The organism is Lutibacter agarilyticus, from assembly GCF_900188235.1.
Taxonomy (GTDB): domain Bacteria; phylum Bacteroidota; class Bacteroidia; order Flavobacteriales; family Flavobacteriaceae; genus Lutibacter; species Lutibacter agarilyticus.
On record NZ_FZNT01000004.1, the window covers coordinates 239,609 to 263,734 of the forward strand.

24 protein-coding genes are annotated in these 24,126 nt (G+C 30.6%); 14 read left to right on the forward strand and 10 right to left on the reverse strand.

All coding sequences use genetic code 11. The features are described 5' to 3' along the window. Positions 1 to 4 precede the first annotated feature (4 nt). Entirely contained in the window at positions 5 to 1,054 is a 1,050-nt protein-coding gene (ribD, locus tag CHB67_RS08445; protein WP_089381327.1) for a bifunctional diaminohydroxyphosphoribosylaminopyrimidine deaminase/5-amino-6-(5-phosphoribosylamino)uracil reductase RibD, read from the reverse strand. Between the two features lie 22 nt (positions 1,055 to 1,076). Here ribD and CHB67_RS08450 point away from each other — a divergent pair, with 22 nt between their 5' ends. From CHB67_RS08450 to CHB67_RS08490, 9 genes are all read left to right on the forward strand, one after another. After that, positions 1,077 to 1,568 carry a GNAT family N-acetyltransferase gene (locus CHB67_RS08450; protein WP_089381328.1) on the forward strand — a complete coding sequence of 164 codons (492 nt, stop codon included), beginning with the start codon at positions 1,077 to 1,079 and terminating at the stop codon, positions 1,566 to 1,568. Then, positions 1,568 to 2,431 (forward strand): peptide chain release factor N(5)-glutamine methyltransferase, encoded by an 864-nt coding sequence (gene prmC / locus CHB67_RS08455; RefSeq protein ID WP_089381329.1) that lies wholly within the window; start codon positions 1,568 to 1,570, stop codon positions 2,429 to 2,431. Before CHB67_RS08450 ends, prmC begins: the two co-directional genes overlap by 1 nt. A 65-nt stretch (positions 2,432 to 2,496) precedes the next feature. Beyond that, complete coding sequence (locus CHB67_RS08460) at positions 2,497 to 3,810, forward strand: DEAD/DEAH box helicase (protein ID WP_089381330.1); 1,314 nt, start codon at positions 2,497 to 2,499, stop codon at positions 3,808 to 3,810. A gap of 36 nt (positions 3,811 to 3,846) precedes the next feature. Next, positions 3,847 to 4,524: a tRNA (guanosine(37)-N1)-methyltransferase TrmD gene (trmD, locus tag CHB67_RS08465; RefSeq protein ID WP_089381331.1), complete on the forward strand. Its 678-nt coding sequence runs from the start codon at positions 3,847 to 3,849 to the stop codon at positions 4,522 to 4,524. A gap of 87 nt (positions 4,525 to 4,611) precedes the next feature. Beyond that, positions 4,612 to 4,962 carry a 50S ribosomal protein L19 gene (gene rplS / locus CHB67_RS08470; protein ID WP_089381498.1) on the forward strand — a complete coding sequence of 117 codons (351 nt, stop codon included), beginning with the start codon at positions 4,612 to 4,614 and terminating at the stop codon, positions 4,960 to 4,962. 775 nt (positions 4,963 to 5,737) lie between these two features. Then, positions 5,738 to 7,984, forward strand: coding sequence for an NADP-dependent isocitrate dehydrogenase (locus CHB67_RS08475; RefSeq protein WP_089381332.1), 2,247 nt, complete (start codon positions 5,738 to 5,740; stop codon positions 7,982 to 7,984). Between the two features lie 63 nt (positions 7,985 to 8,047). Beyond that, positions 8,048 to 8,869, forward strand: coding sequence for an N-acetylmuramic acid 6-phosphate etherase (gene murQ / locus CHB67_RS08480; RefSeq protein WP_089381333.1), 822 nt, complete (start codon positions 8,048 to 8,050; stop codon positions 8,867 to 8,869). After that, positions 8,856 to 9,080: a DUF6095 family protein gene (locus CHB67_RS08485; RefSeq protein ID WP_089381334.1), complete on the forward strand. Its 225-nt coding sequence runs from the start codon at positions 8,856 to 8,858 to the stop codon at positions 9,078 to 9,080. The genes murQ and CHB67_RS08485 overlap by 14 nt, the downstream gene beginning before the upstream one ends. After that, complete coding sequence (locus CHB67_RS08490; protein ID WP_089381335.1) at positions 9,080 to 10,129, forward strand: ATP-grasp domain-containing protein; 1,050 nt, start codon at positions 9,080 to 9,082, stop codon at positions 10,127 to 10,129. Before CHB67_RS08485 ends, CHB67_RS08490 begins: the two co-directional genes overlap by 1 nt. A gap of 19 nt (positions 10,130 to 10,148) precedes the next feature. Here CHB67_RS08490 and CHB67_RS08495 read toward each other — a convergent pair whose 3' ends face one another. The 9 genes from CHB67_RS08495 to CHB67_RS08535 all read right to left on the reverse strand — a co-directional run bounded on the left by CHB67_RS08495 (position 10,149) and on the right by CHB67_RS08535 (position 19,658). Continuing rightward, entirely contained in the window at positions 10,149 to 10,646 is a 498-nt protein-coding gene (locus CHB67_RS08495) for a hypothetical protein (protein ID WP_089381336.1), read from the reverse strand. Between the two features lie 35 nt (positions 10,647 to 10,681). Beyond that, complete coding sequence (locus CHB67_RS08500) at positions 10,682 to 11,296, reverse strand: LysE family translocator (RefSeq protein WP_089381337.1); 615 nt, start codon at positions 11,294 to 11,296, stop codon at positions 10,682 to 10,684. Between the two features lie 48 nt (positions 11,297 to 11,344). Next, on the reverse strand, positions 11,345 to 12,805 hold the full coding sequence (locus tag CHB67_RS08505; RefSeq protein ID WP_089381338.1) for a lipopolysaccharide biosynthesis protein: 1,461 nt from the start codon (positions 12,803 to 12,805) through the stop codon (positions 11,345 to 11,347). Beyond that, entirely contained in the window at positions 12,805 to 13,884 is a 1,080-nt protein-coding gene (gene wecB, locus CHB67_RS08510; protein ID WP_089381339.1) for a non-hydrolyzing UDP-N-acetylglucosamine 2-epimerase, read from the reverse strand. The genes CHB67_RS08505 and wecB overlap by 1 nt, the downstream gene beginning before the upstream one ends. Further along, positions 13,881 to 15,158 (reverse strand): glycosyltransferase, encoded by a 1,278-nt coding sequence (locus CHB67_RS08515; protein WP_089381340.1) that lies wholly within the window; start codon positions 15,156 to 15,158, stop codon positions 13,881 to 13,883. Before CHB67_RS08515 ends, wecB begins: the two co-directional genes overlap by 4 nt. Before the next feature lie 5 nt (positions 15,159 to 15,163). Further along, the gene (locus tag CHB67_RS08520; RefSeq protein ID WP_089381341.1) at positions 15,164 to 16,345 is read right to left on the reverse strand and encodes a glycosyltransferase; all 1,182 of its coding nucleotides are present in this window, start codon (positions 16,343 to 16,345) and stop codon (positions 15,164 to 15,166) included. A 5-nt stretch (positions 16,346 to 16,350) separates the two neighbouring features. Beyond that, positions 16,351 to 16,866 carry a methyltransferase domain-containing protein gene (locus CHB67_RS08525; protein ID WP_089381342.1) on the reverse strand — a complete coding sequence of 172 codons (516 nt, stop codon included), beginning with the start codon at positions 16,864 to 16,866 and terminating at the stop codon, positions 16,351 to 16,353. Positions 16,867 to 16,955: 89 nt separating this feature from the next. After that, entirely contained in the window at positions 16,956 to 19,388 is a 2,433-nt protein-coding gene (locus tag CHB67_RS08530) for a YfhO family protein (RefSeq protein WP_089381343.1), read from the reverse strand. Between the two features lie 3 nt (positions 19,389 to 19,391). Further along, positions 19,392 to 19,658, reverse strand: a complete 267-nt coding sequence (locus tag CHB67_RS08535; protein WP_245813472.1) for a DUF4834 family protein — start codon at positions 19,656 to 19,658, stop codon at positions 19,392 to 19,394. 102 nt (positions 19,659 to 19,760) lie between these two features. Between CHB67_RS08535 and CHB67_RS08540 the strand changes: the two genes are divergently transcribed. Genes CHB67_RS08540 through CHB67_RS08560 form a run of 5 tightly spaced genes read left to right on the forward strand, consistent with a single transcriptional unit; the run spans position 19,761 to position 24,125 of the window. Beyond that, a complete protein-coding gene (locus CHB67_RS08540; RefSeq protein WP_089381345.1) occupies positions 19,761 to 20,687 on the forward strand; it encodes a transporter in 927 nt (308 codons plus the stop codon). Positions 20,688 to 20,704: 17 nt separating this feature from the next. Continuing rightward, positions 20,705 to 21,820 (forward strand): GTP cyclohydrolase, encoded by a 1,116-nt coding sequence (locus tag CHB67_RS08545; protein ID WP_089381346.1) that lies wholly within the window; start codon positions 20,705 to 20,707, stop codon positions 21,818 to 21,820. Further along, entirely contained in the window at positions 21,820 to 22,527 is a 708-nt protein-coding gene (locus CHB67_RS08550) for a 16S rRNA (uracil(1498)-N(3))-methyltransferase (protein ID WP_089381347.1), read from the forward strand. The genes CHB67_RS08545 and CHB67_RS08550 overlap by 1 nt, the downstream gene beginning before the upstream one ends. Before the next feature lie 4 nt (positions 22,528 to 22,531). Continuing rightward, a complete protein-coding gene (locus CHB67_RS08555) occupies positions 22,532 to 23,218 on the forward strand; it encodes a DUF4159 domain-containing protein (RefSeq protein ID WP_394335358.1) in 687 nt (228 codons plus the stop codon). Between the two features lies 1 nt (position 23,219). After that, a complete protein-coding gene (locus CHB67_RS08560; protein ID WP_089381348.1) occupies positions 23,220 to 24,125 on the forward strand; it encodes a bile acid:sodium symporter family protein in 906 nt (301 codons plus the stop codon). Position 24,126 lies beyond the last annotated feature (1 nt).

The window sequence follows — 24,126 nt, forward strand, 5'->3', positions numbered from 1 at the left end:
AGAACTAATAATTCTTATAAATGGACAACGTATCATTCGAAATTTCTTTAATTTCAAATGGTGCTTTTTTTAATTCAGGTGCTTTCAACCCTTTTTCAAATAAAACATCTCCAACAAAAACAACAGCCTCATCCCATAAATCTGCATCCATAAAACCTTGTAAAGTTTGCTTCCCTCCTTCAATAATTATGGATTGAATTTCATACTTATATAAAACATCACAAATTTGTTGAAGTACATTTTCTTTGAAGTTAATCTGTTCAAAAACTACATTTTCATAAGAATTTATGACCTGTTTTACTTCTGAAAAAACAATTGTTTTGGTAGTTCCATTCAACAAATTATAATTCGATGGAATTTTAGCTGTTCTATCAATAACTACGCGAATTGGATTATTTCCACCCCAACTTCTAACTGTTAAACTTGGATTGTCATTTAAAGCGGTATTGGTTCCAACTAAAATTGCTTGTTCTTCAGCACGCATTTTATGCACTAATTGCTGAGAATAGGTATTTGAAATCCAGTTTGGAGAAACAGCATCTGTTTCATTTCTTAATTTATCAATAAAACCATCTTTTGTTTCAGCCCATTTCAACACAATAAAAGGACGCTTTTTAGCATGAAACGTAAAAAAGCGTTTATTTAGTTGATAACATTCGTTTTCTAAAACACCCACAAAAACATCACAACCGTTTTCTATCAAATATTTCACTCCTTTTCCACTAACTTTACTGTTTGAATCTACAATTCCTACAACAACATTTTTAATCCCCATTTCAACAATTAAATGAGCGCAAGGAGGTGTTTTTCCAAAATGAGAACAAGGCTCTAAACTCACATAAATAGTCGCATTTTTTAACAACGATCTATCTTCAACCGCATTTATAGCATTTACTTCAGCATGAGGCTCACCCGCTTTTTTATGCCAACCTTCACCTATAATAGTATCATTTAAAACCACAACACTACCAACCATAGGATTTGGATAGGTGGTGCCAATTCCATTTTTAGCAAGTTGAATGCAACGTTTTATGTATTTTTCATGTAAATTCACAGCGCAAAAATAGCATTTTAAAATGACTCTCAACAACTTTACAATACGAGAAATTGAACCAAAAGACAACCCTAAAATTGCCAAAGCTATTCGGGAAGTTTTAATTGAGTTTGGCGTACCAAAAGTTGGCACTGCTTATGCCGATACTATTTTAGATACGTTATCTGAAGCTTACACCGTTCAAAATTCGATTTATTTTGTGGTTGAAAAAAATGGAGAGATTTATGGCGGTGCAGGAATTAAACAATTAGACAATTACGATGGAAATATTTGTGAACTTCAAAAAATGTATTTTAAATCTGAAGCTAGAGGAATGGGTTTGGGAAGTAAAATGATGGATAGTTGCCTGCAAAAAGCAATTGAATTTGGTTTTGAAAAATGCTATTTAGAAACACTTCCTTATATGGAAGAAGCTAGAAAATTATACCGAAAAGCTGGATTTAAAGATTTAGACGCTCCAATGGGAGATACTGGTCATTATTCTTGTAATTTATGGATGCTTAAAAATTTATAATGGAACTAATAGCTTTTAAAAAACACTTTTTTTCAGCGTTGTCTGAAATATATCCTGAAACAGAAATTCAATCGTTTTTCAATATTTTAATTGAATTTAAACTTCATTTAAAAAGAATAGACGCTGCCTTACAGCCTTCTTTTGAAATTGAAACAACAGCTTTAGATTTTCTTAAAAAAGCAACTTCAGATTTAAAAAGCCAAATTCCTATACAATATATAATAGGTGAAACGGAATTTTACGGACTTCCTTTTTATGTAAATAAAAACGTATTAATTCCAAGACCTGAAACTGAAGAATTGGTAGCTTGGATTATCAACGACAGGAAAGCTGAAGACTCAAAAAATTCAATCAAAATTTTAGACATTGGAACAGGAAGTGGCTGCATTCCAATTTCATTGGCCAAAAATATTCCTAATGCAGAAGTTTCTTCCATTGACATTTCTTCCGAAGCCATAAAAACTGCTGAAAAAAATGCAACTTTAAACAACGTTGATATTCAATTTATGGAAGCTGATATTTTAAACACCTCCAATCTTCCATACATAGTTGATGTAATTGTAAGCAATCCTCCTTATGTCCGCGAGATAGAAAAACAAGAAATGCAAAAAAACGTTTTAGAATATGAACCACAATTAGCATTGTTTGTAGAAGATGAAAATCCGCTTTTATTTTATGATAAAATTGCTGATTTAGCAAAAAATTATTTATCAAAAAATGGGCAATTGTATTTTGAAATCAATCAATATTTAGGAAAAGAAACTGTTGAACTCTTAAAAACTAAAGGATTTACAACTATTGAACTGAAAAAAGATCTTTTTGGAGTAGACCGAATGATAAAAGCATCTTTTAATAACTCGTAATTCTTTGTCGTTTTTGAAGTTATTTCTCTAACCATACTTAATTCTAAAACAAGTACCTTTGCCAAATGGTAAAAAACATAAAAAATCAGGAGGCAATTCTTAACAAATTAGGTATTGAAAAGCTGAATCAAATGCAAGAAGATGCTTTTGAAGCAATTTCAACGAATTCAGAAATTATTTTATTATCGCCTACCGGAACCGGAAAAACATTAGCGTTTTTATTACCAATCATTGAAAATTTAAATCCCGCTCTAAAAAACATACAAGTTTTAATTTTAACACCCTCCAGAGAACTTGCCATTCAAATTGAACAAGTAATTAGAGAAATGGGCAGCGGCTACAAAGCAAATGCCGTTTACGGCGGAAGATCTGGTTCAAAAGATAAAGTAGAATTAAAACATCCACCAGCAATTTTAATTGGAACACCCGGAAGAATTGCAGATCATATTGAACGAGAAACTTTTGAAATACACGATATTAAAACATTGGTGCTTGATGAATTTGATAAATCACTAGAAATTGGTTTTGAAGAGGATATGAAGTTTATAGTACAAGAATTAACTTCGACACAAAAAAAAGTATTAACCTCTGCCACGCAAAAAGTAAAGATTCCGGATTTTATGGCAATTAAAAGTCCGAAAAGGTTAAATTACCTAAGTAACAAATCAACTAATTTAAAACTTGCCGTTTTAGAAACTGAAAACCAAAACAAATTACAAGCTTTAGAAAAACTACTAGGCAATATTGGTCAAGGCTGCGGAATCATATTTTGCAATTTAAAAGCTAGCATTGAAGTTATAAGTGATTTTTTATACAAAAAAGGGATAAATCACGGCACTTTTTCGGGTGATTTAGAACAACTTGATAGAGAAAGATCGCTATTGAAATTTAGAAACGGCACTAGTAAAATTTTAGTTGCTACAGATTTAGCGGCAAGAGGTATTGATATTCCAGAAATGGATTTTATTATTCATTATGAATTACCTTCAAGACCTGATGAATTTATTCATAGAAACGGAAGAACCGCCCGTATGAACAGCAACGGAACAGCTTATATTTTAAAATGGGAACAAGAAGAATTACCAGTTTTTATTAAAGACGTCGAAGAAATTAGTATTGAAAAAACTAAAAAATTAGCAAACAGCAACTGGAAAACCTTATATATTTCTGGCGGAAGAAAAGACAAAATTTCAAAAGGAGATATTGCTGGTTTATTTTTTAAACAAGGAAATCTAAAAAAAGATGCACTTGGCATTATTGAAGTAAAACAAGATTGTTCTTATGTTGCTGTATCAACCTCAAACGTAAAAGATTTAGTTGAGCAACTAAACAACAGCAGACTAAAAAAGAGAAAAGTTAGAATTAGTATTTTAAATTAATTATACTTTTTAAACTCAAAAAAGTAACTTTGCACTATGCGAATTGACATTATAACAGTTTCACCAGAATTAATTAAAAGTCCGTTTGAATATTCAATTATTAAACGCGCTATAGATAAAGAATTGGTTGAAGTTCATTTTCACGATTTAAGAACCTATGCGTTAAATAGCTACGGAAAAATTGATGATTATCAGTTTGGCGGTGGTGCAGGAATGGTTTTAATGATAGAACCTATTGATAATTGTATTTCAAAATTAAAAGCAGAGCGCGATTATGATGAAATTATTTACATGACTCCTGATGCTCCAACGTTAAATCAGCAAACAGCAAACACTCTTTCATTAAATGAAAACATGATTATTTTATGCGGACATTATAAAGGTGTAGACCAACGCGTACGCGATTTATTTATCACCAAAGAAATTTCAATAGGCGATTTTGTACTAAGCGGCGGCGAATTAGGTGCTGCTGTTTTATGCGATACCATTATACGGTTAATTCCAGGTGTTTTAGGTGATGAAACTTCGGCCCTTACAGACTCTTTTCAAGACAATTTATTGTCGCCACCGGTTTACACAAGACCTTCTGAATATAAAGAACTTAAGGTTCCTGAAGTGCTACTTTCTGGCAATTTTCCAAAGATAGAAGAATGGAGAAGCGATAAAGCTTACGAGCATACAAAAAAAATTAGACCTGATTTGTTGGAAGACTAATATTTTTCATTAAATTTGCACACTCAAAATTAACCTCTGACGAAAATCGTGAATGTTAGTTTTAGAAAAACCATTAAAAAATTAACAATGGAAGCTTTAGTAAAATTTATACAAGACGAATTTGTAACTAAAAAAGAATTTCCTCAATTTCAAGCAGGAGATACTATTACAGTTTATTACGAAATTAAAGAGGGAGAAAAAACTAGAACACAGTTTTTTAGAGGTGTAGTTATTCAAAGAAGAGGAACTGGATCATCTGAAACATTTACAATCAGAAAAATGTCTGGTACTGTAGGTGTAGAACGTATTTTCCCTGTAAACTTACCTGCAATTCAAAAAATTGAAGTTAACAAACAAGGTAGAGTACGTAGAGCACGTATTTTCTATTTTAGAGGTTTAACTGGTAAAAAAGCAAGAATTCAAGAAAGAAGACGCTAGTCTTAATTTCAAAAATCTTACAAAGCCCGTATTGAATATTCAATACGGGCTTTTTTATTGTTAACAATTGTTCATAACACTAGTTCATATCCTGTTGATATTAACATAGTTATAAATTTGTTTCTGTTAAATATTGGTTGTTAATTTACATTAGAATTAAACGATGAAAAATAAAGCAATGCATTTTAATGCAACTTTTCGGAGTCAGCAATAAAAATTCAAAGTTCAATTCAAAATGTTCTTGAACATCGTTTTTATAACCACACTTTTAGAGCGTAATGTAGCCAAGTATTTAGCATGAATAATGGAAACAGGTTTTAAAAACAACATTTTTAAAATAATGTTCTAAGGCAAGTAATTTTTAATTACAACAAAGTTTTAGGCAGTGTTTTAAAAGAAGTAACTAATTTAATAAGATGTTGGGTTTGTAAGAACTAACAAGTTGAAGTGAGATTGTTTGTTACTTGGCTAATAGTTGAAAAACGAAAGCAAAGCAATTAAATAAAACGAACAGAAAACTTATTAAATAAAGTGTTTCAGCAAAAAGCCATGATAATGAGAAATCAATATGATGGCTTTTGTTTTATATATTATTATTTCCTCATTTTTCCATATTTATTTTTATGTTATTATTATTACATTGCCTTATTTATAACGTTTTCGCAATGTGTATTTTGCTAAAATATAGTACATTTGCTTTACTTTAAGCTAAAATAAAAATATGAATATTTTTATCAGTTCGTTAAAATATTTGTAAAAAAACACCTAAAATATTATGAGTATAGTACCAAAGATTGTTTACACTAAAACAGATGAAGCTCCTGCGCTAGCTACTTATTCTTTTTTACCAATAATTAAAGCTTTTACAGCTCCTGCTAAAATTAATGTAGAATCTAAAGACATTTCATTAGCTGCTAGAATATTAGCCATTTTTCCAGAATATTTATCAAATGATCAAAAAATACCTGATAATTTAAGCGAGCTAGGCGAATTAGCTAAAAACCCAGAAGCAAACATTATTAAGTTACCAAATATCTCAGCATCTGTTCCACAGTTAAAAGCCGCTATAAAAGAACTTCAAGAACAAGGATTTAAGATTCCTAATTATCCTGAAGAAGCTAATACCCCTGAAGAAAAAGACATTCAAAAAAGATATAATTCTGTAAAAGGTTCTGCTGTTAATCCTGTGTTAAGGGAAGGTAATTCAGACAGAAGAGCTCCAAAAGCAGTGAAAAATTTCGCAAGAAACAATCCGCATTCAATGGGCGCCTGGTCTTCAGACTCTCTAACTCATGTAGCCACTATGAGCGAAAATGATTTTAGAGCAAATGAAAAATCTTTGACACTTTCAGAAGCAACTAATGTTAAAATTGAGTTTACAGATAATGAAGGAAACACAAGTGTTTTAAAAGACAGTTTCCCGCTTCTTGCAGGAGAAATTATTGACGCTTCTGTAATGAGTAAGAAAGCGTTATTAGCATTTTTAAGCGAACAAATTAAAGATGCAAAAGAAAATAATGTGTTGTTTTCTTTACATATGAAAGCTACCATGATGAAAGTTTCAGACCCAATTATTTTTGGACACGCTGTTACCACTTTCTTTAAACCTGTTTTTGAAAAACACCAAGCTGTTTTAGAAGAACTTGGCGTTGAAGAAAATAATGGTTTCGGAGATTTAATTTCTAAAATTCAAGCGCTGCCTGAAGCAAAACGCATAGAGATTGAAGACGATATTGATGCTTGTTATAATAATGGTCCGGCATTGGCTATGGTAAATTCAGACAAAGGAATTACCAATTTGCATGTACCAAGTGATGTTATTATTGATGCTTCTATGCCAGCAATGATTCGTACTTCTGGGCAAATGTGGAATGCAAAAGGTGAACAACAAGATACAAAAGCCGTTATACCTGATAGTAGTTACGCTCCTATTTATGAAGCTACTATTAATTTCTGTAAGCAAAATGGCGCTTTTGACCCAACAACAATGGGAACTGTTCCTAATGTTGGATTAATGGCTCAGAAAGCTGAAGAGTATGGATCACACGACAAAACATTTGAAATTAAAGGAAATGGCGTTGTTCGTGTAGTTGATGCTTCTGGTAAAACTTTAATTGAACACAATGTTGAAGATGGAGACATTTGGAGAATGTGTCAGGTTAAAGATGCTCCTATTCAAGACTGGATTAAATTAGCTGTTAAAAGAGCTACTGCAACTAATACACCTGCTGTTTTTTGGCTTGATGAAACAAGAGCACACGATATTGAATTAATTAAGAAAGTAGATAAATATTTATCTAACTACGATACTTCTTTACTAGAAATTCATATTTTATCACCGTATTACGCAACACTTTTTACTTTAGATAGAATAAAAGAAGGTTTAGATACAATTTCAGTAACAGGAAATGTATTACGTGATTTCTTAACCGATTTATTTCCTATTTTAGAAGTTGGTACAAGTGCAAAAATGCTTTCTATTGTACCATTAATGAATGGCGGTGGATTATTTGAAACTGGTGCAGGAGGATCTGCTCCAAAACACGTACAACAATTTGTAAAAGAAGGACACTTGCGTTGGGATTCTTTAGGAGAATTTTTAGCCTTAACAGTTTCATTAGAACATTTAGGTGAAAATTTAAAAAATTCTAAAGCTTTAATTTTAGCGGAGACTTTAGACTTGGCAACCGATAAGTTTTTAGAAAACAAAAAATCTCCATCAAGAAAAGTCTATGAGTTAGATAATAGAGGAAGTCATTTCTATTTAGCTTTATATTGGGCTGAAGCACTTGCGAATCAAAGTAAAGATGCCGATTTAAAGAACCTCTTCACTAAAATTTATAAAGAACTTTTTGCTTCAAAATCAAAAATATTATTAGAACTAAACAGTGCACAAGGAGACGAGATTGATTTAAAAGGTTACTATTTACCTAATGATGAATTGGCTAATAAAGCAATGAGACCTAGTGAAACATTTAATAAAATTATTGCATCAATTCCTGCAGAAAGCGTTTTAATGTAATCTAAAATGTTTTTTTAAATATAAAAGCGAGCTGTTATGCTCGCTTTTTTTTATTTTTGAAAAATGAGTTTTACAAAAACAACCGAACAACCTTCAAAGTATAATCATTTAGAAAAAATGACCGTACAAGAACTTCTTACAAATATAAATGCAGAAGATACATCTGTACCATTGGCTGTTGAAAAAACAATACCACAAATTGAAAAGTTAGTGAATGAAATAGTTTCCAGAATGAAAAATGGTGGACGCTTATTTTATGTTGGAGCCGGCACAAGTGGAAGACTGGGAATTGTAGACGCATCGGAATGCCCTCCTACTTTTGGTGTTTCACATGATGTAGTTATAGGTATTATCGCAGGTGGAGATGTAGCCATAAGAAAAGCTGTTGAATTTGCTGAAGATGCTACAACGCAATGTTGGGAAGATTTAAAAGCGTATTCAATTAACAAAAATGATACAGTAATTGGTATCGCTGCATCTGGCACTACGCCTTATGTAATTGCTGGTTTAGAGATGTGTAATAAATATCAAATTTTAACTGGCTGTATCACTTGCAATGAAGGAAGTCCACTGGGTAAAACTGCTACACATCCTATTGAAGTAATTGTTGGACCTGAATTTGTAACAGGTAGTTCAAGAATGAAAGCAGGAACCGCTCAAAAACTTGTTTTAAATATGATTTCAACAAGTGTGATGATTCAACTAGGAAAAATAAAAGGCAATAGAATGGTTGATATGCAATTATCAAACAATAAATTGGTTGACCGTGGAACTAAAATGCTGATGGACGAATTAAATATTTCAGAAGCAAAAGCGGAAAAACTACTTTTGAAGCATAACAATGTAAGAGCTGCAATAAATAACTTTAATAATGGCAACCAATAGAAAAGAATTAGGAAGAGGCTTAAAGTACGAACTAGGAGCATTACCACTTTTAATTATTGCTCCTATATTAATAACTATGGGCTTTAAAGCTATTAAACAGCAAAACAATTATATTTGGCTAATTGTTGGAATTCTACTAGCAATAAGTGCTATTGTATTAGGTTTTTTAGGGATTAAAATTATATTAAATGCTTTTTTTGAAAAAGATTAATGGGCGCTTTTAAATTTAACAAATGGGAATATTGGCCAAGCTATCTATTTTATGTACCTAACATACCCTACGCAATTTATTTAGCTTTAAGAGCTAAAAACTTTGTATTTTTTTCAGCAACAAATCCTGCGATTAAACATTCAGGAAATGGTAGTGAATCTAAGTTTTCAACCATCCAATTAATTCCAGAAGCTTTTAAACCTGTATCTATTTTTATAAAAACCAAAGATAAAATCTCAAACACACTACTTCAAGTTGCAAAAAACAATCTAAAATACCCTGTAATTATAAAACCAGATATTGGTTTTAGAGGTTTGTTAGTTAAAAAAATAAATTCAGAAAATGAATTGATTTCCTACCTTGAAAAACATCACGAGCTAGATTTAATAATTCAAGAATTTATAGATTTCAAAAATGAATGTGGTATTTTTTATCATAGAATTCCTTCAGAAAAAAAAGGAAAAATAACATCGATAACACTTAAAAGATATTTAACTATAAAGGGCGATGGAAAATCCTCTTTAAAAGAGTTAATTAAAAATGATAAGCGAGCAAAATTATACATTTCACTTTTAACAGAATTACACAAAAACAAGCTTAATACAGTGCTTAAAAAGGATGAAATAAAAACCTTAAACAGTATTGGAAACCATTCTAAAGGAACGCAATTCATCAATGGAAATCATTTAATTTCTTCTGAATTAGAAAATGGAATTGATTCAATTTATAAACAAATACCAAATTGGTTTTATGGAAGACTAGATTTAAAATACAATACTTTTGAAGAACTTGTTCAGCTTAAAAATTTTAAAATAATTGAAATAAACGGTATTATTTCAGAACCAACTCACATTTACGATCCTGAAAAAATTAGTTATTTCAAAGCTTTAAAAGAAATTAGAAAACATTGGAAAATAATGTTTCAAATTGCAAACTTAAATCATACAAAATTCAACATTGAGTACGATAAATTATCTGATTTTACAAATAGTTTAAAACAATTAAAGAGGTATACAAGGAAAATTCAAAAACAAAGCTTGAAACAATAAAAGTTACTTTTTTAATAAACTATTTATTATTTAGGGTTATTTTAGGTGTTGTAGGATTAAAACCAAAGTCCTCGTCAGGTAATTCAATTCCTAATTGTGATATTACATAACCTACGCTAGCAAAATGATGAATTGCGTGGCTATGTGCCTGAATTAAAATGGCTGAAAGTGTATAATTAGCGGTTACAACACCCAAACCTAAATCGTCTGTTACAGTAACCATTGTATTGCATTTTTCAGTATCTAAATAATCTAACTTCTTAACAATCTCATTAAAATAAATAAGACCATCAGCTGTAAAGTTTTCAGCTTTTTGATTTCTTTTTCTATTAATTAAATTAATAGAATTGTTATTTAAGCCATCAAAAACGCAATCAAAAACATCTAATACATGACGCATATGGCTACCTATACTTGAGTAATAAGGAGCTATTGTAGTATTAGAATAATCTTCATCAGATATATGATTTAGTAAGTTAATTCCTCTTTCTAAATTCTTTTTAATAGCTTCAATCATATTAAATTCTTAAATATTCGTAAATATAAAAATATTTATGGGAACAATCTTACGATTGTTATAATTCCTAAAACAATGAAAACACCACATAAAATAAGGTTTATATTTTTTGCAATAAAAGATACTTTAGTTGAAATAATATTCGCAAAATAAATATAAGTTCCAAACAATAATAACGAACCTACAAATACCCCAAATACAAAAAACAAAATGTAAGGCTGCTCTATTACAATATAACCTTTAGATGCTAAAAATATAGAACTAGCCAAATAAAAAGGAATTGAAAGCATATTTAATGCAGACATCATGAAACCTTTTACAAAAAAATTACCTTTCCCTGATTTTGCCTTGGGGTCAACTTTATTTCTAGAAAGTATATAGAAAAATATTGCTAATGAAAAAAACACAAATACACCTGCTTTCTCTAAAACTGTTATTATTTTGGGGTTACTTACAAAATAATCTGCAAAAAACAAGGAGACTCCTGCTTGAATTAAAATTGTTACTGCTGCGCCTAAAGCAAATTTTTCACTTTCGTTTTTCCCAAAATCAATGCGAACTTTTAAGGCTGTCATGTTTAACATCCCGGGAGATATCATAGCAAGATATGCTATTAATAAACCATATAATACGTGTAAAAAATAATCCATTAAATAAAAATTGAGTAGTTCGTTTAACTTTAAATCTTAGTTGCCATTTTAATTTTTCCTTACAAATTTCAACACTAATTCTTTTAGATCATTTGAAATATTTAGTTTATTCACAACTACTATATATAAAACAATAATAAAACAGCTATTTAAAAGTATATTAATTATTGGGTGAAAATTAAAATTCCAGAAATAAAAAACAACATAAATTAGTGTGATACTTAGTAACACTTTAAGCGTATTTAGCCCAAAAGGTTGTACCTTAATTTTAGCATTTATATACATTATTTTAATAAAACTATACATAAAAACAACTATAAAAGTTGCCAAAGCAGCTCCGTTAATACCTATTAACTGAATGAACCATTTGTTTAAAAAAATAACACTAAGTGCCATTGCAATTGACAAATAAAAATAAATTTTATAGTATTTAGAATTCACTAAAATGGCATTTCCTGTCCCTAAAGATAGTTCAACCAATTTTGTAATTGAAATTATAAAAACAATCCAAATACCGTTTGTAAATTCTGGCTTGTTAATTATTGCATACAAATCGGTGATATTTAAATTAATTAAGAGGAATAAAAGTCCACCTATAATTAATAAGTTTAACGATGTTTTTTTGTATAAATCTTCCACCTCAACCATATTGTTTTCGTTCATTTCTTTGGCTGTAATTGGGGTTGTAATTTGCTGCATAGCTCTTGTCGGTATTGCTATTACACTTGCAATATAAACACCTACAGAATAATAAGCTACTTGCGCTATTTGTTCCATTTGTGGTATCATAAACTTATCTATTTCCAACAAAACACCTGATGCTGAACCAGCAATAATAATATATCCTGAAAAAGATAGAATCTCTTTTAAATTTTGTGGTAACTTAAAAATAAATTTAGGACGGTACACGTAAAAAGCATACAGCTTCATAATTAAAGTTCTAAGTCCGTAAACTATAACAACACCATAAATAAACTCATCGTTAGATAGCCAATTTAAATACACGGCAAACAGTAAAAATGAAGTACAAACACGCGCAAATATTTCTTTTATAAAATTCCCAAAAATAGATTTAAACTGTACTTTGGTCCAAGAATAAAAAACTTCAAAATAACCCATAAAAACCGCAACTATAAAAATTAAATAGGTGTAGTTTTTAATCAATGGGTTTTCAACCGAAAGCCAATTTGCAATACTATTATAAAAATAAGTTCCTATAAAAGCTAAAGGAATAATTACAAATAGTGGTAATAAAAGTGTACTTACTAAAAAACTATCTTGTTCTTTAAGTGTTTTGTATGAAGAATAAAACTTTATAATTGTATGCTGCATTCCAAATACCAATAAAGGCATTAAAATATTAGCAGTAGATAACAAAAATGTGATTAGGCCAAAATAATCTTCTTCTAAAAAATGAGTATATAAAAACAACACATTTAAACCACCAATGGCAAAACCTAAAAATAAAATTAAGGTATTAATAAATGATTGTTTTATAACAATTCCCATTATACGATTTCTATAATTTCTTTATAAATTTTTTCTCCTACATGTTCGCCAAATAAATTCATTTCAAAATTTGTTACTGTCTGTTGAAATTCATTATAAGCAGAAATAATCGTATTTTTATGAGCTCCTGCAATTTTTGCGAATCCATTTGAAACTAGCTCTACCCACTCTGTTTCTTCACGTGCAACTATACAATGCTTTTTATTAAAAAACGCTTCTTTTTGTAATCCGCCACTATCAGTAACCACCAAATTACAATGTTGTAATAATTCTAACATATCAAAATAACCAATCGGGTCAATTATTTCAACCGCGAAGTTTAAATGCTGTTTTTCTAAAATTGATTTTGTACGTGGATGCAGTGGTACAATTACTCTTTTATCTTTGTTTATATGGGCTAATGCCTCAAAAATTGCTTTTAAATTCTCAATGTCATCAGTATTTTCTTGCCTATGAATCGTTGCCAATACAAATTTGTTATGTTGAAGATTTAAGGTTGAAATAATATCTGATTTTTCAGAAGAAGTTTCACTATAAAAAGCAACAGCATCTTTCATAATATCGCCACTTTTTACCACTTTTGAAGGCATTGTTAAAAAACCTTCTTTCGTTAAATTTTCAACAGCTGTATCTGTAGGGCAAATTAAAAGATCGGAAATTCTATCGGTTAAAATTCTATTGATTTCTTCAGGCATTTTCATATTAAATGAACGTAAACCAGCTTCAATATGAACCACCTTAATATCCAATTTTTTGGCTGCTAACGCACCAGCCAACGTTGAATTTGTATCTCCATAAACCACCACAACATCTGGTTTTTCAATCAATAAAACCTCCTCTATTTTCTGTAACATTTGTCCAGTCATTGCACCATGATTCAACCCGTTAATTGCTAAATTATAAGTAGGCTTTGGAATGTTCATTTCCTCAAAAAATATGTCGCTCATATTGGCGTCGTAATGCTGACCTGTGTGTACAATTACTTCTTTAATAGCTTTGTATTTTAAAATAACTCTACTTAAAACTGCAGCTTTTACAAACTGTGGTCTTGCACCTAATATGGTAACTATTTTTTTCATTTGGTAAGATCAATTATTAGTTCAGCAACTTTCTTCGTTAATTCTTTTCTGTGGAATTGTTCTATATTTTTTGACTGAATACTCAAATCGCCTTTTTTATAGTTTACATACAAATCGAGTATACTATTTTTCAATTGTATTTTATCTTCAAAATTCACGGTTGTACCAGCCTGTGTATTTTTTAATATTTCAGCTAAATCTCCATCACTTGGCGCAATAGCTAATATAGGGCGTTTTGCCATTAAATATTCAAATATTTTACCTGTAATTATTCCTTTTGCACTAGGCACATTATTTACCACCAATACTAAAACTTGCGATTTTTGTTGAAATTCCAATACTTCTTTATGCGAAACGTAATCAATAATTTCTACATTATTTGATAACTGATTTGTTTCAATATCCTTTAAAATAGACACATCAATTTTACCAATTAGTTTTAATTGAAAATCGTTTTTGAAACTTTCATTTTCCGAACAAAGTTCTGAAAACACCTCCCATAACATTTTTGGGTTTCTATCGGCATTCATTAAGCCTATATGGGTACACGTAAACTTATCATCAAGCTTTGTATTTACTTCCTTTATTTCGCCATCAAAGCCATTAGTTATCGTAAGAATATTCGAATTAAAATGGTCATAATTCTTTTTCATGGTGTTACCAACCACTAAAACAGCATCTGCATTTTTCAATACTTTTTCTTCTAAAAAATGATGTTTTTTTATCGCTTTTTTTGAAAGTGGTAGCTGATGAAAATAATCAATTTCTGTCCAAGGATCTCTAAAATCTGCAATCCATTTCACAGGTAACCGCTGTATTAACGCTAAGCCAATTAAATGTAAACTATGCGGCGGACCAGTGGTTATTACACAATCTATATTGGATTCTTCAAGATACTTTTTCAAATATTTCACCGATGGTTTCACCCAAAATTTACGCGCATCAGGAATAAAATAATTTGCACGAATATAGTGTAATACTTTGCCTATAAAAGTAGGATTTGGATTTAAAAAACCAGCACTTTCGGTTTTCTTCTTTCCAAATAATGACAACAAATTGTTAGGCTCCCAAATTGGCTGTTTTATAACTTTTATGCCTTTCGGAATTTCATTTTCTAATGAAGTATCTAGTATTGGGTAACTCGGATTTTCAACCGTATAAACTACAGGTTCTATACCAAAAGCTCTAAAGTACTTTACAAACTTTAACCAACGCTGCACCCCAGAACCTCCTGCAGGTGGCCAATAATAAGTTATAATGAGTACTTTTTTCATGCTGTTTAATTATGATATAAAGCTATTAATTTTTCTGAAGCTAATTCCCAACAAAATTCATTTTCAATAAATGACTTTCCATTTTCTCCTAATTCTTTTTGTAAGGTAGAATTGTTGTATAACTCTAAAACTTTCGAACTAAAATCAGTCGTATTTTCAGCTTCGTGAACCAAACCGGCTACTGCTTTTTCAACAATATTTTGCTGTGAAACGGCATTACTCACTATCAATGGCTTTGCAAAACTCATATATTGAAATATTTTATTTGCGTACGTAGTGTCGTGGTGTAAATTCCTTTTTAAAGGCGAAATACAAATAGCACTTGCTTTTATATAAGAGGGAAATAATGTTTCATTTTTCCAACCTTCAAAATCTACATACGCTTCAATCCCCAAATTTTTAACTTGATTTTTTAAAATAGTATCAGAAGTATTACTACCAACAATCACCAATTTAATAGAAGGAATGTTATTTTTTAAGGTTGAAATACTTTCTATCGCCGTTTGTAAACCTCTTCTTAAACCAGTATCACCAACATACAACAACACAAAACTAGACTGGTATTTCTCTATAATTTCAGGTTGAAAAACCGCTTTTTCAAAATAGGATTTATGTACCGTATTTGGCACAACAACAATATTTTTTGAAGGCTTCCCTACTCTATGTACAAGCTCCTGTTTTGCTTCTTCAGTAACAACCACAACGTTAGTTGCCTTTTTTACAAACTCTTCTTCTTTATGTTTCCACTTTTTTGAAGAGATTAAAAACTTCCCAGGAAATTGTTGTAAATGAGGATAAAACTTCATGATTTCTGGTCGGTTTTCGTGTAAATCAAGCGTTGTTTTTAATTTCAACTTTTTGTTTGCCTTAAAAACAGCTTCAGCAATTTGAATGTCGTGTATATGAATAATATCAATTTCATTGAACTCTAAAAAGTGCTCGATTTTTTTTGACATTACTGCAGAATAAAAAGGAAATGTATAAACTAAAGCCGATAATTTATATAGTAATTTAGAAGACATATACCGTTTAACCTGGATGCCTTTTACAACCTCATTCTCTTTTTCTTCTTCGTATTTTAAGCAAAATAGGAAAACTTCGTGCCCTTTTTCAATTAATGATATAGCCTCATTCTCCACTCTGGGATCAGGTGGAAACGTCTTGTCTAAAATCATTCCTATGCGCATAGCAATTATTTTTCTGCGTAAATAGCGTAATAACGTGGTGTAAATTTTCGTAAAATTGGTCGTATTCCAATTTTATTGATGGGGCTTGTCCACTTTTGTTTGTTCTTAATCGTCCAACCTGCTTTTTCAACCAACCAATCAAACTGCCAATCTTCAAACTCATGATAATGTCTGTCGCGCATATCAGTTTTACTTCTATAAGCCGAAGCAAACCATAAATTAAGCGGAATTGTAGCTATTAATTTGGGCGCTTCAATTTCTTTTAACACTTGATAAGGCGCTAATAAATGCTCAAAAATTTCAAAAGCAGTAACAGCATCTACTTTGTGTTTTTTTACAATTTCTGGAACTTCATCTAAATCTTCACCCGAGGTGTTGTAAACGGTATACCCATTTTGCTCCATAATTTCTGAAAATGGATTCCGAACACCTAAATCTAAAATTGTAGCTGGCGCCGGCAAAACATTTTGTAAAAATTCTAAGGTATGCTGATATCTTTTTTTTGGTACTATATTATACATGAATACAATAGGTGAATTAGTTGTTGAATTCTTAATTAAGTTGAATTAATTCCAACTAAAATTATTATAACTATTTAATTTTAAGAAATTTACTTATCCTTCTTTTTTCTTTGAACCACAAACCAACCTACAGGAATCAGCAGTAACAAAAAGTATGAAACCAATGTTATGGTGTTTCCTTGTTGAATTACAGTAGGTTCAAATTTAAACTCAATAGTGTGTTTTCCTTTAGGAACTTCCATTCCTCTTAACACATAATTTACGTTGTAATGAGGAGTTAATTTTCCATCAACATAAGCATTCCAACCATTTTTGTAATAAATATCTGAAAACACTACAAACTGATCTTCCTTTGCAGAAAATTCATACTTCAACATATTTGCTTTATACAATACCAACTGAATAGTTGCTAAAGAATCAACCTTATATGCTGTTTTAAAATCGCTTGAAACCGTATTCGCATTGATAACTGCCGTTGTTTTTGTAGCTAAATTATTTAAGGCTGTAATTTCTTCATTTGCAGAATCTACAACATTAATTTCGGCAACAAACCAAGCGTTTCCGTTGGCTTTATCATTTACACTTAAACTATTTTTTCCAGATTCATCTGGCGTTATTAAATATTTTGTATTCAACATATTAAACACTTCCATATTTCCTTTTGCCAATTGAAAATCGTATAACTCTTGATAACGACGTGGTTTTGCGGCGTGATATCCACCAATCGAATTATGAAAATAAGAAGTAGAACCATCTGCCATTATATTTTTAGACAAATTAGCGACTCTGTAGTAACTCTTATCTTTTAAAATTTCTTTATCAATAGCAGTTGCACTAAATGGTTTATCAACCTTTCTTGCTGAAGTGAAATAATCGTTATTTACGTACCGTTGACCCACATTAACCAAATCAAACAACACAATAGCTCCAAAAGAAATGATTAAAACTAAACGCTTTATTTTTTCATTTAAATACACATAAATAATCGCTGCAAAAAGTGAAACAATAATTAATGAACGTAAACTATCTCCAAAAAACAAGCTTTGTCTATCAGCAACAACAGCATCTAAATAACCCGAAATTTGTTCGTCAATTTGCAAATCCATTGCTGTTTCAAATGAAAATAACCCTGTTCCTGCAACAGTGAAAATTAAAGCCAAACCACCTACAATTATGGTTGTCCATTTTAATGCATTTAGTTTTGTTTCTTTAGTTATTTCTGAATTTAAAATTTCTTTCAAACCTAAAATTCCTAATAAAGGAATGGTCAATTCGGCAATTACCTGAATAGAAGAAACCGCTCTAAATTTATTGTACATTGGAACATAATCAATAAAGAAATTGGTTAAAAACTCTAGGTTTTTTCCCCAACTTAATAAAATGGAAAATACGGTAGCCGCAACCAACCAATTTTTCAATTTTCCCTTCACTAAAAACAATGCCAATACAAACAAGAAAATAAATAACGCACCAATATATGCCGGAGCAGCAACAATAGGTTGATCTCCCCAATACATAGATGAAATTTGCATTAAATAATTGGCGTCATTAGCGCTTAAACCTTTACTAACTGAAGTTTGTAAAAAACTGCGCAACTCACTATCTTCAACAACTTCATGACGCGTACCTCCCTTAAAACGAGGAATAAACAAATTAAACGTTTCACTTTTTCCGTAACTATATTCTGTAATATAGTCTTTAGATAAACCATTGGTAGCTTCTTTAGGAGAACCATCAGGATTGATAGTTAACTCACTTTTACTTCGCGTACTGTGTTTTGCATATTCTTGTGTAGCCAACAAACCTGTAGCATTTACACCAATTGCTAAAATTACAGCAACTGTTAAAACAGCTATATTTTTAAAGAACAATGGTAATTCTTTATGTTTAACAGCTTCAATTAATTCTACAATTCCAAAAATAAGCACTAAAAACAACAAGTAATATGTCATTTGAATATGACTCGCCGCTATTTCCAACGCCATTGCCAAAGCTGTTACAATAAAACCGCTTAAATACTTTTTTTGAAACACCAATAAAATTCCGGCTAAAACCAACGGCATATAAGCAATTGCGTGTGCTTTTGCATTGTGGCCAACTCCTAAAATTATAATTAAATAAGTAGATAATCCAAAACCTAGCGCACCAAAAATAGCTAGTTTCCAATCAACTTTTAAAACTAATAGTAGTACAAAAAATCCTAAAAAGTATAAAAACAAATAATTAGCTGGATGCGGTAAAAAACGCAACGCTTTATCTATTTTCTTGATAAAATCATTTGGATAATAAGCACTTACCACATACGATGGCATTCCTCCAAAAGTAGCATTTGTCCAATAAGGTTCTTCTCCTGTGTCTTTTCTGAAATCTTTAATTTCTTTTGAAGAGCCAATAAACTGTGTAATATCACCTTGTTGAATCTTTTTCCCTTCTAAAACTGGAGAAAAATAAGCCAACGCAACAAAAATAAAGGTAGCAATTGCAATTACGTAAGGTACTAACTTTTTAAATGAAAAATCCATAAACTAATCTTCTTTTACCTCTTCAAAATCAACATACTCACCTACACTTTTATTTCCTTCTTTTTGATTTGAAGGCTTTTTCGCAATAACCGTTTCTCCAACTTTTCCATCGGTAGTTGCATTTTGCTGTTGCTCTTGCTGTGCTTTATATTTTTTTTCTACATTACTAATTACTTTTTTCAAGAAAATTGGAGCAATATACCTGCTAAAAAACTTGAACGCATAATAAATAATGATAAAAATCGCGATTGTTCTTAAAAATCCTATCAAAATAAATATGTTTTATATAATTTTCAAAAATAACAATTTGACAGTAACTAAAACGTTTAATTATATAAAATCTTATATTTACACCATTAATATACGCTATTTATGAAAAGAGTTTTATTTGCATTGTTTATTTTAATTAGTTTTCAAAATATACATGCACAATACACTGATATTATTAACTCTAAAAGACCTGGTTTTTCAGAAAGTCCTTATGGCGTAGGAACAGATGTTTACCAGTTTGAAGCAGGACTTTTTTACCGTGACAGCAACACTAAAAATCTTTTTGAAAGCACCAACACATTTGGAGGTGAACTTTTTTTTAGGTTTAGTAAATTTATTGAGCGACTTGAGGTAAATTTAAATGTAGCTTACCAAGGCGATGAACTAAATTATCCGTTGGATATTTCAGAAAAAATAAGCGGTATTAGCGATTTAAGATTTGGCGCTAAATATTTAATTTACGAACAAAAATACACTGATAAATCAAAAGAAATTAGAAGTTGGAAAGCAAGAAATTCTTTTGATACAAAACGGTTAATTCCTTCAGTAGGTATTTATGGTGGTGTAAATACCAATTTTTTAAGCGAAGATTACAAAAAAGAAGGTATTACATTTAAAGGAGCTGTATTGTTACAAAATGATTTTTCAGACAGATTGGTGCTTTTAACCAATTTAATAGTTGATGAAATTACTACTGAAAATATGTTGTACTCGTACATTGTTACCATGACCTATGCTATCAACCATAGGTGGTCCTTCTTTATTGAAAATGTAGGGAAATACCAAAAAACTTATACCAATAATTACCAACTTGGTACTGGTGCTGCCTACCTTTTTTCTCCAAATTTACAATTAGATGCTTCTGTAAGAACTAATTTAGTTGCTGAATATTCTTATGTGTACGCTTCAGCAGGTGTTTCATGGAGGTTAGATAGGCATCAAGATGCATTAATTCAAACAAATGCACCTACCCGAAAAGCAAAAAATAAAAGAGGCTTCTTCTCAAGATTATTTGGAGGAAATTCATAAAAAACAGTAAAATTACAATGATTACAATAAAAGAAATAGTTGATAAAAAGGAAATGAAAGCATTTGTAAAATTTCCTTTTAAATTGTATAAAGACAATCCATACTGGGTGCCGCCATTAATAAATGGTCAACTTGAAGCCTTCGATAAAACTATAAATCCCGTATTTGAAAATGCTACAGCTCGTTTTTTTGTAGCGATTAAAAACAATGAAATTGTAGGTAGAATAGTAATTATTATCAACAACTTCGACCTAAAAGAAGATGTAAATAAAGTACGTTTTGGTTGGCTCGATTTTATTGATGACAAAGAAGTTAGTAAACTTCTACTTAAAAAAGCTGAAGAAATTGGAAAGGAACACCATTTGGAATATATGGAAGGTCCAATGGGCTTTTCAAATTTAGATGAAGTTGGTTTTTTAACTGAAGGCTACAATCATATTGGTACAATGGCTTCTTGGTACAACTACCCATACTATATTGATCATTTAAAAGAATTAGGCTTTAATGTTGAAAAAGAATATGTTGAAAACAAGTTCTCGTTTAAAAATGTAGAAAACAAAAAACTTGAAAGAGTAAGTGCTATGGTTGAAAAAAGATATGGCTTTAAACCCCTTAACTTTACACGCACTAAAGATGTAATGCCTTATGTTGATGAAATGTTTGATGTTTTTAACGAAAGTTATGTTTCGTTAGAATCATTCGTTCCAATTTCACCTGCACAAAAAGCTTATTTCAGAAAAAAATACATTCAGTTTATAAATCCTGAATACATAAAATTTGTAACTGATAAAGACGATAAATTAATTGCATTTGCCATTACAATGCCTTCATTTTCAAAAGCTTTACAAAAAGCAAAAGGAGAAATTTTCCCTTTTGGTTGGTACCACTTATTAAAAGCAAAAAATTCGAGTAAAGACATGTTATTTTTCTTAATTGGTACGGTTCCTAAACATCACAATAAAGGAGTACCTTCTATTATTTTTAATGAGTTTTATAAAACTTTTAATAAATTAAAGGTTGAAAATTGCTTTAGAACTCCAGAATTAGCTAACAACACAGCTGTAAGTGCGCTTTGGAGTGGTTTTGGACAAGAAACTTATAAAAGAAGATGTACCTTTAGAAAAGACTTTTAATGCAATTATTTTTTAATTCAGACATAGAAACAAGTACAGAGCTATTTACTTTTGACAAAACCGAAAGCAGACATATTGTGCGTGTATTACGCAAGCAACAAGGGGATACAGTTTATATTACCAATGGTAAAGGTCAACTTTTTACTTCTGAAGTACAAATAGCTAACGATAAAAAGTGCTTAGTTAAAATTGTAAATTTTGAAGACCAAGAAAAACCTTGGAATTATTATGTGCATATTGCCATAGCACCCACAAAATTAAACGATCGTTTTGAGTGGTTTTTAGAAAAAGCTACTGAAATTGGTATTGATGAAATAACACCTATTATTTGTGATCATTCTGAACGAAAAGTACTGAAGGTTGATAGAATGGAAAAAATAATTCATTCAGCAGCTAAACAATCGTTGAAATATCATTTTCCAAAACTAAATGAGCCTATATTATTTAAAGAGTTTATAAATTCAACTTTTGAAGGTCAGTTATTTATAGCGCACTGCGAAGAAACCGACAAAAAATCGCTGAAAAACGAATTAAAACCAGCACAGGAAACAACCATACTTATAGGACCTGAAGGCGACTTTTCACCCAAAGAAATTGAGCAAAGTTTGGTTCATGACTTTATTCCTGTATCTTTGGGATTAAGCAGATTACGAACTGAAACGGCGGGTGTTGTTGCAGTTCACAGTGTTGCTTTTGTAAATGAGTAGGTGCATGAAAATACTTCATATTGTAAAATTCTTCTTAAAAAAACAACACATAAAAGTTTTATTTACAACTTTTATGCTGGGTTGTTCGTATTTAGCTCCAGCACAACAAGTTGCCATTTTAAAGTATGATGGTGGCGGAGATTGGTATGCAAATCCTACCGCATTACCCAACTTAATTGAATTTTGCAATAATGCTATTCACACAAACATCAATAGTAATCCTGAAACTGTTGAAGCTACAAGTATTGATGTTTTTAACTATCCAATTCTGTTTATGACAGGACACGGAAATGTACTCTTTTCTGAAGAAGCTAAAGAAAATTTAAAAAGCTATTTAATCTCTGGCGGGTTTTTACATGTTTCTGATAATTATGGCTTAGATACTTATATTAGAAGGGAAATGAAACTGTTATTTCCAACGCTAGAATTTCAAGAAATACCCTACAACCACCCTATTTTTCATCAAACATTTTCTTTTGAAAATGGCTTACCAAAAATTCACGAACACGACAATAAACCTCCTCAAGCTTTCGGCCTTTTTTATGAAGGAAGATTGATTTGTTTTTACGATTACGAAGCTGATTTAAGTGATGGCTGGGAAGATGAAGAAGTACATAATGATGATGCTGAAACCCGAGAAAAATCACTAAAAATGGGGGCTAATATTATTGAATACGCCTTTAAAAACTAGTATGAACGAAAATTTAGATGCGCTCAAAATTAATTTTAATACAGAAGGATTGTGGGTGTTAAATAGTACGCTTGCAATTATTATGTTTGGAGTTGCATTAGGCATTACCAAAAACGATTTTAAGCGCTTATTTAAAAATCCTAAAATTCTATTCACTGGTATCCTATCTCAATTTCTGCTACTTCCACTGGTTACTTTTATTTTTATAAAATTAATCAATCCAATGCCAAGTATTGCTTTAGGAATGATGATGGTTGCAGCATGCCCGGGTGGAAATATTTCAAATTTCATGACACAAATGGCAAAAGGAAATGCTGCGCTATCTGTTAGTTTAACTGCTTTTGCTACACTTATTTCTTTAGTAATGACACCTTTTAACCTCCATTTTTGGGGGAATTTATATGCGCCAACAGCTCAAATTTTAAAAACAGTAGCATTAGATCCGTTTGAATTGGTAAAACTTGTGCTATTAATCTTAGGACTACCATTAATTATTGGAATGTTCGTTCGAAAAAACAAACCTGTATTAGCAAAAAAGTTGATGAAAATATTGAAACCTGTTTCTCTAATTATATTCATGATTTTTATTATTGTTGCTTTTTACGACAACTTAAGCATTTTCATGAACTACATACATTATGTATTAATTATTGTAATAGCTCACAATCTATTAGCTTATTTCACAGGATTTTACTTTGCAAAATCTATGAGACTCTCATTTCGAGATCAAAAAACGTTGGCTATAGAAACAGGTATTCAAAATTCAGGATTGGGTTTGCTACTTATTTTTAGTTTTTTTAACGGATTAGGTGGTATGGCTTTGTTAGTTGCTTTTTGGGCAATTTGGGATATCTTTTCAGGCTTGGCTTTAGCAACCTATTGGTCTAAACAAAAAATAAAAGAATAGT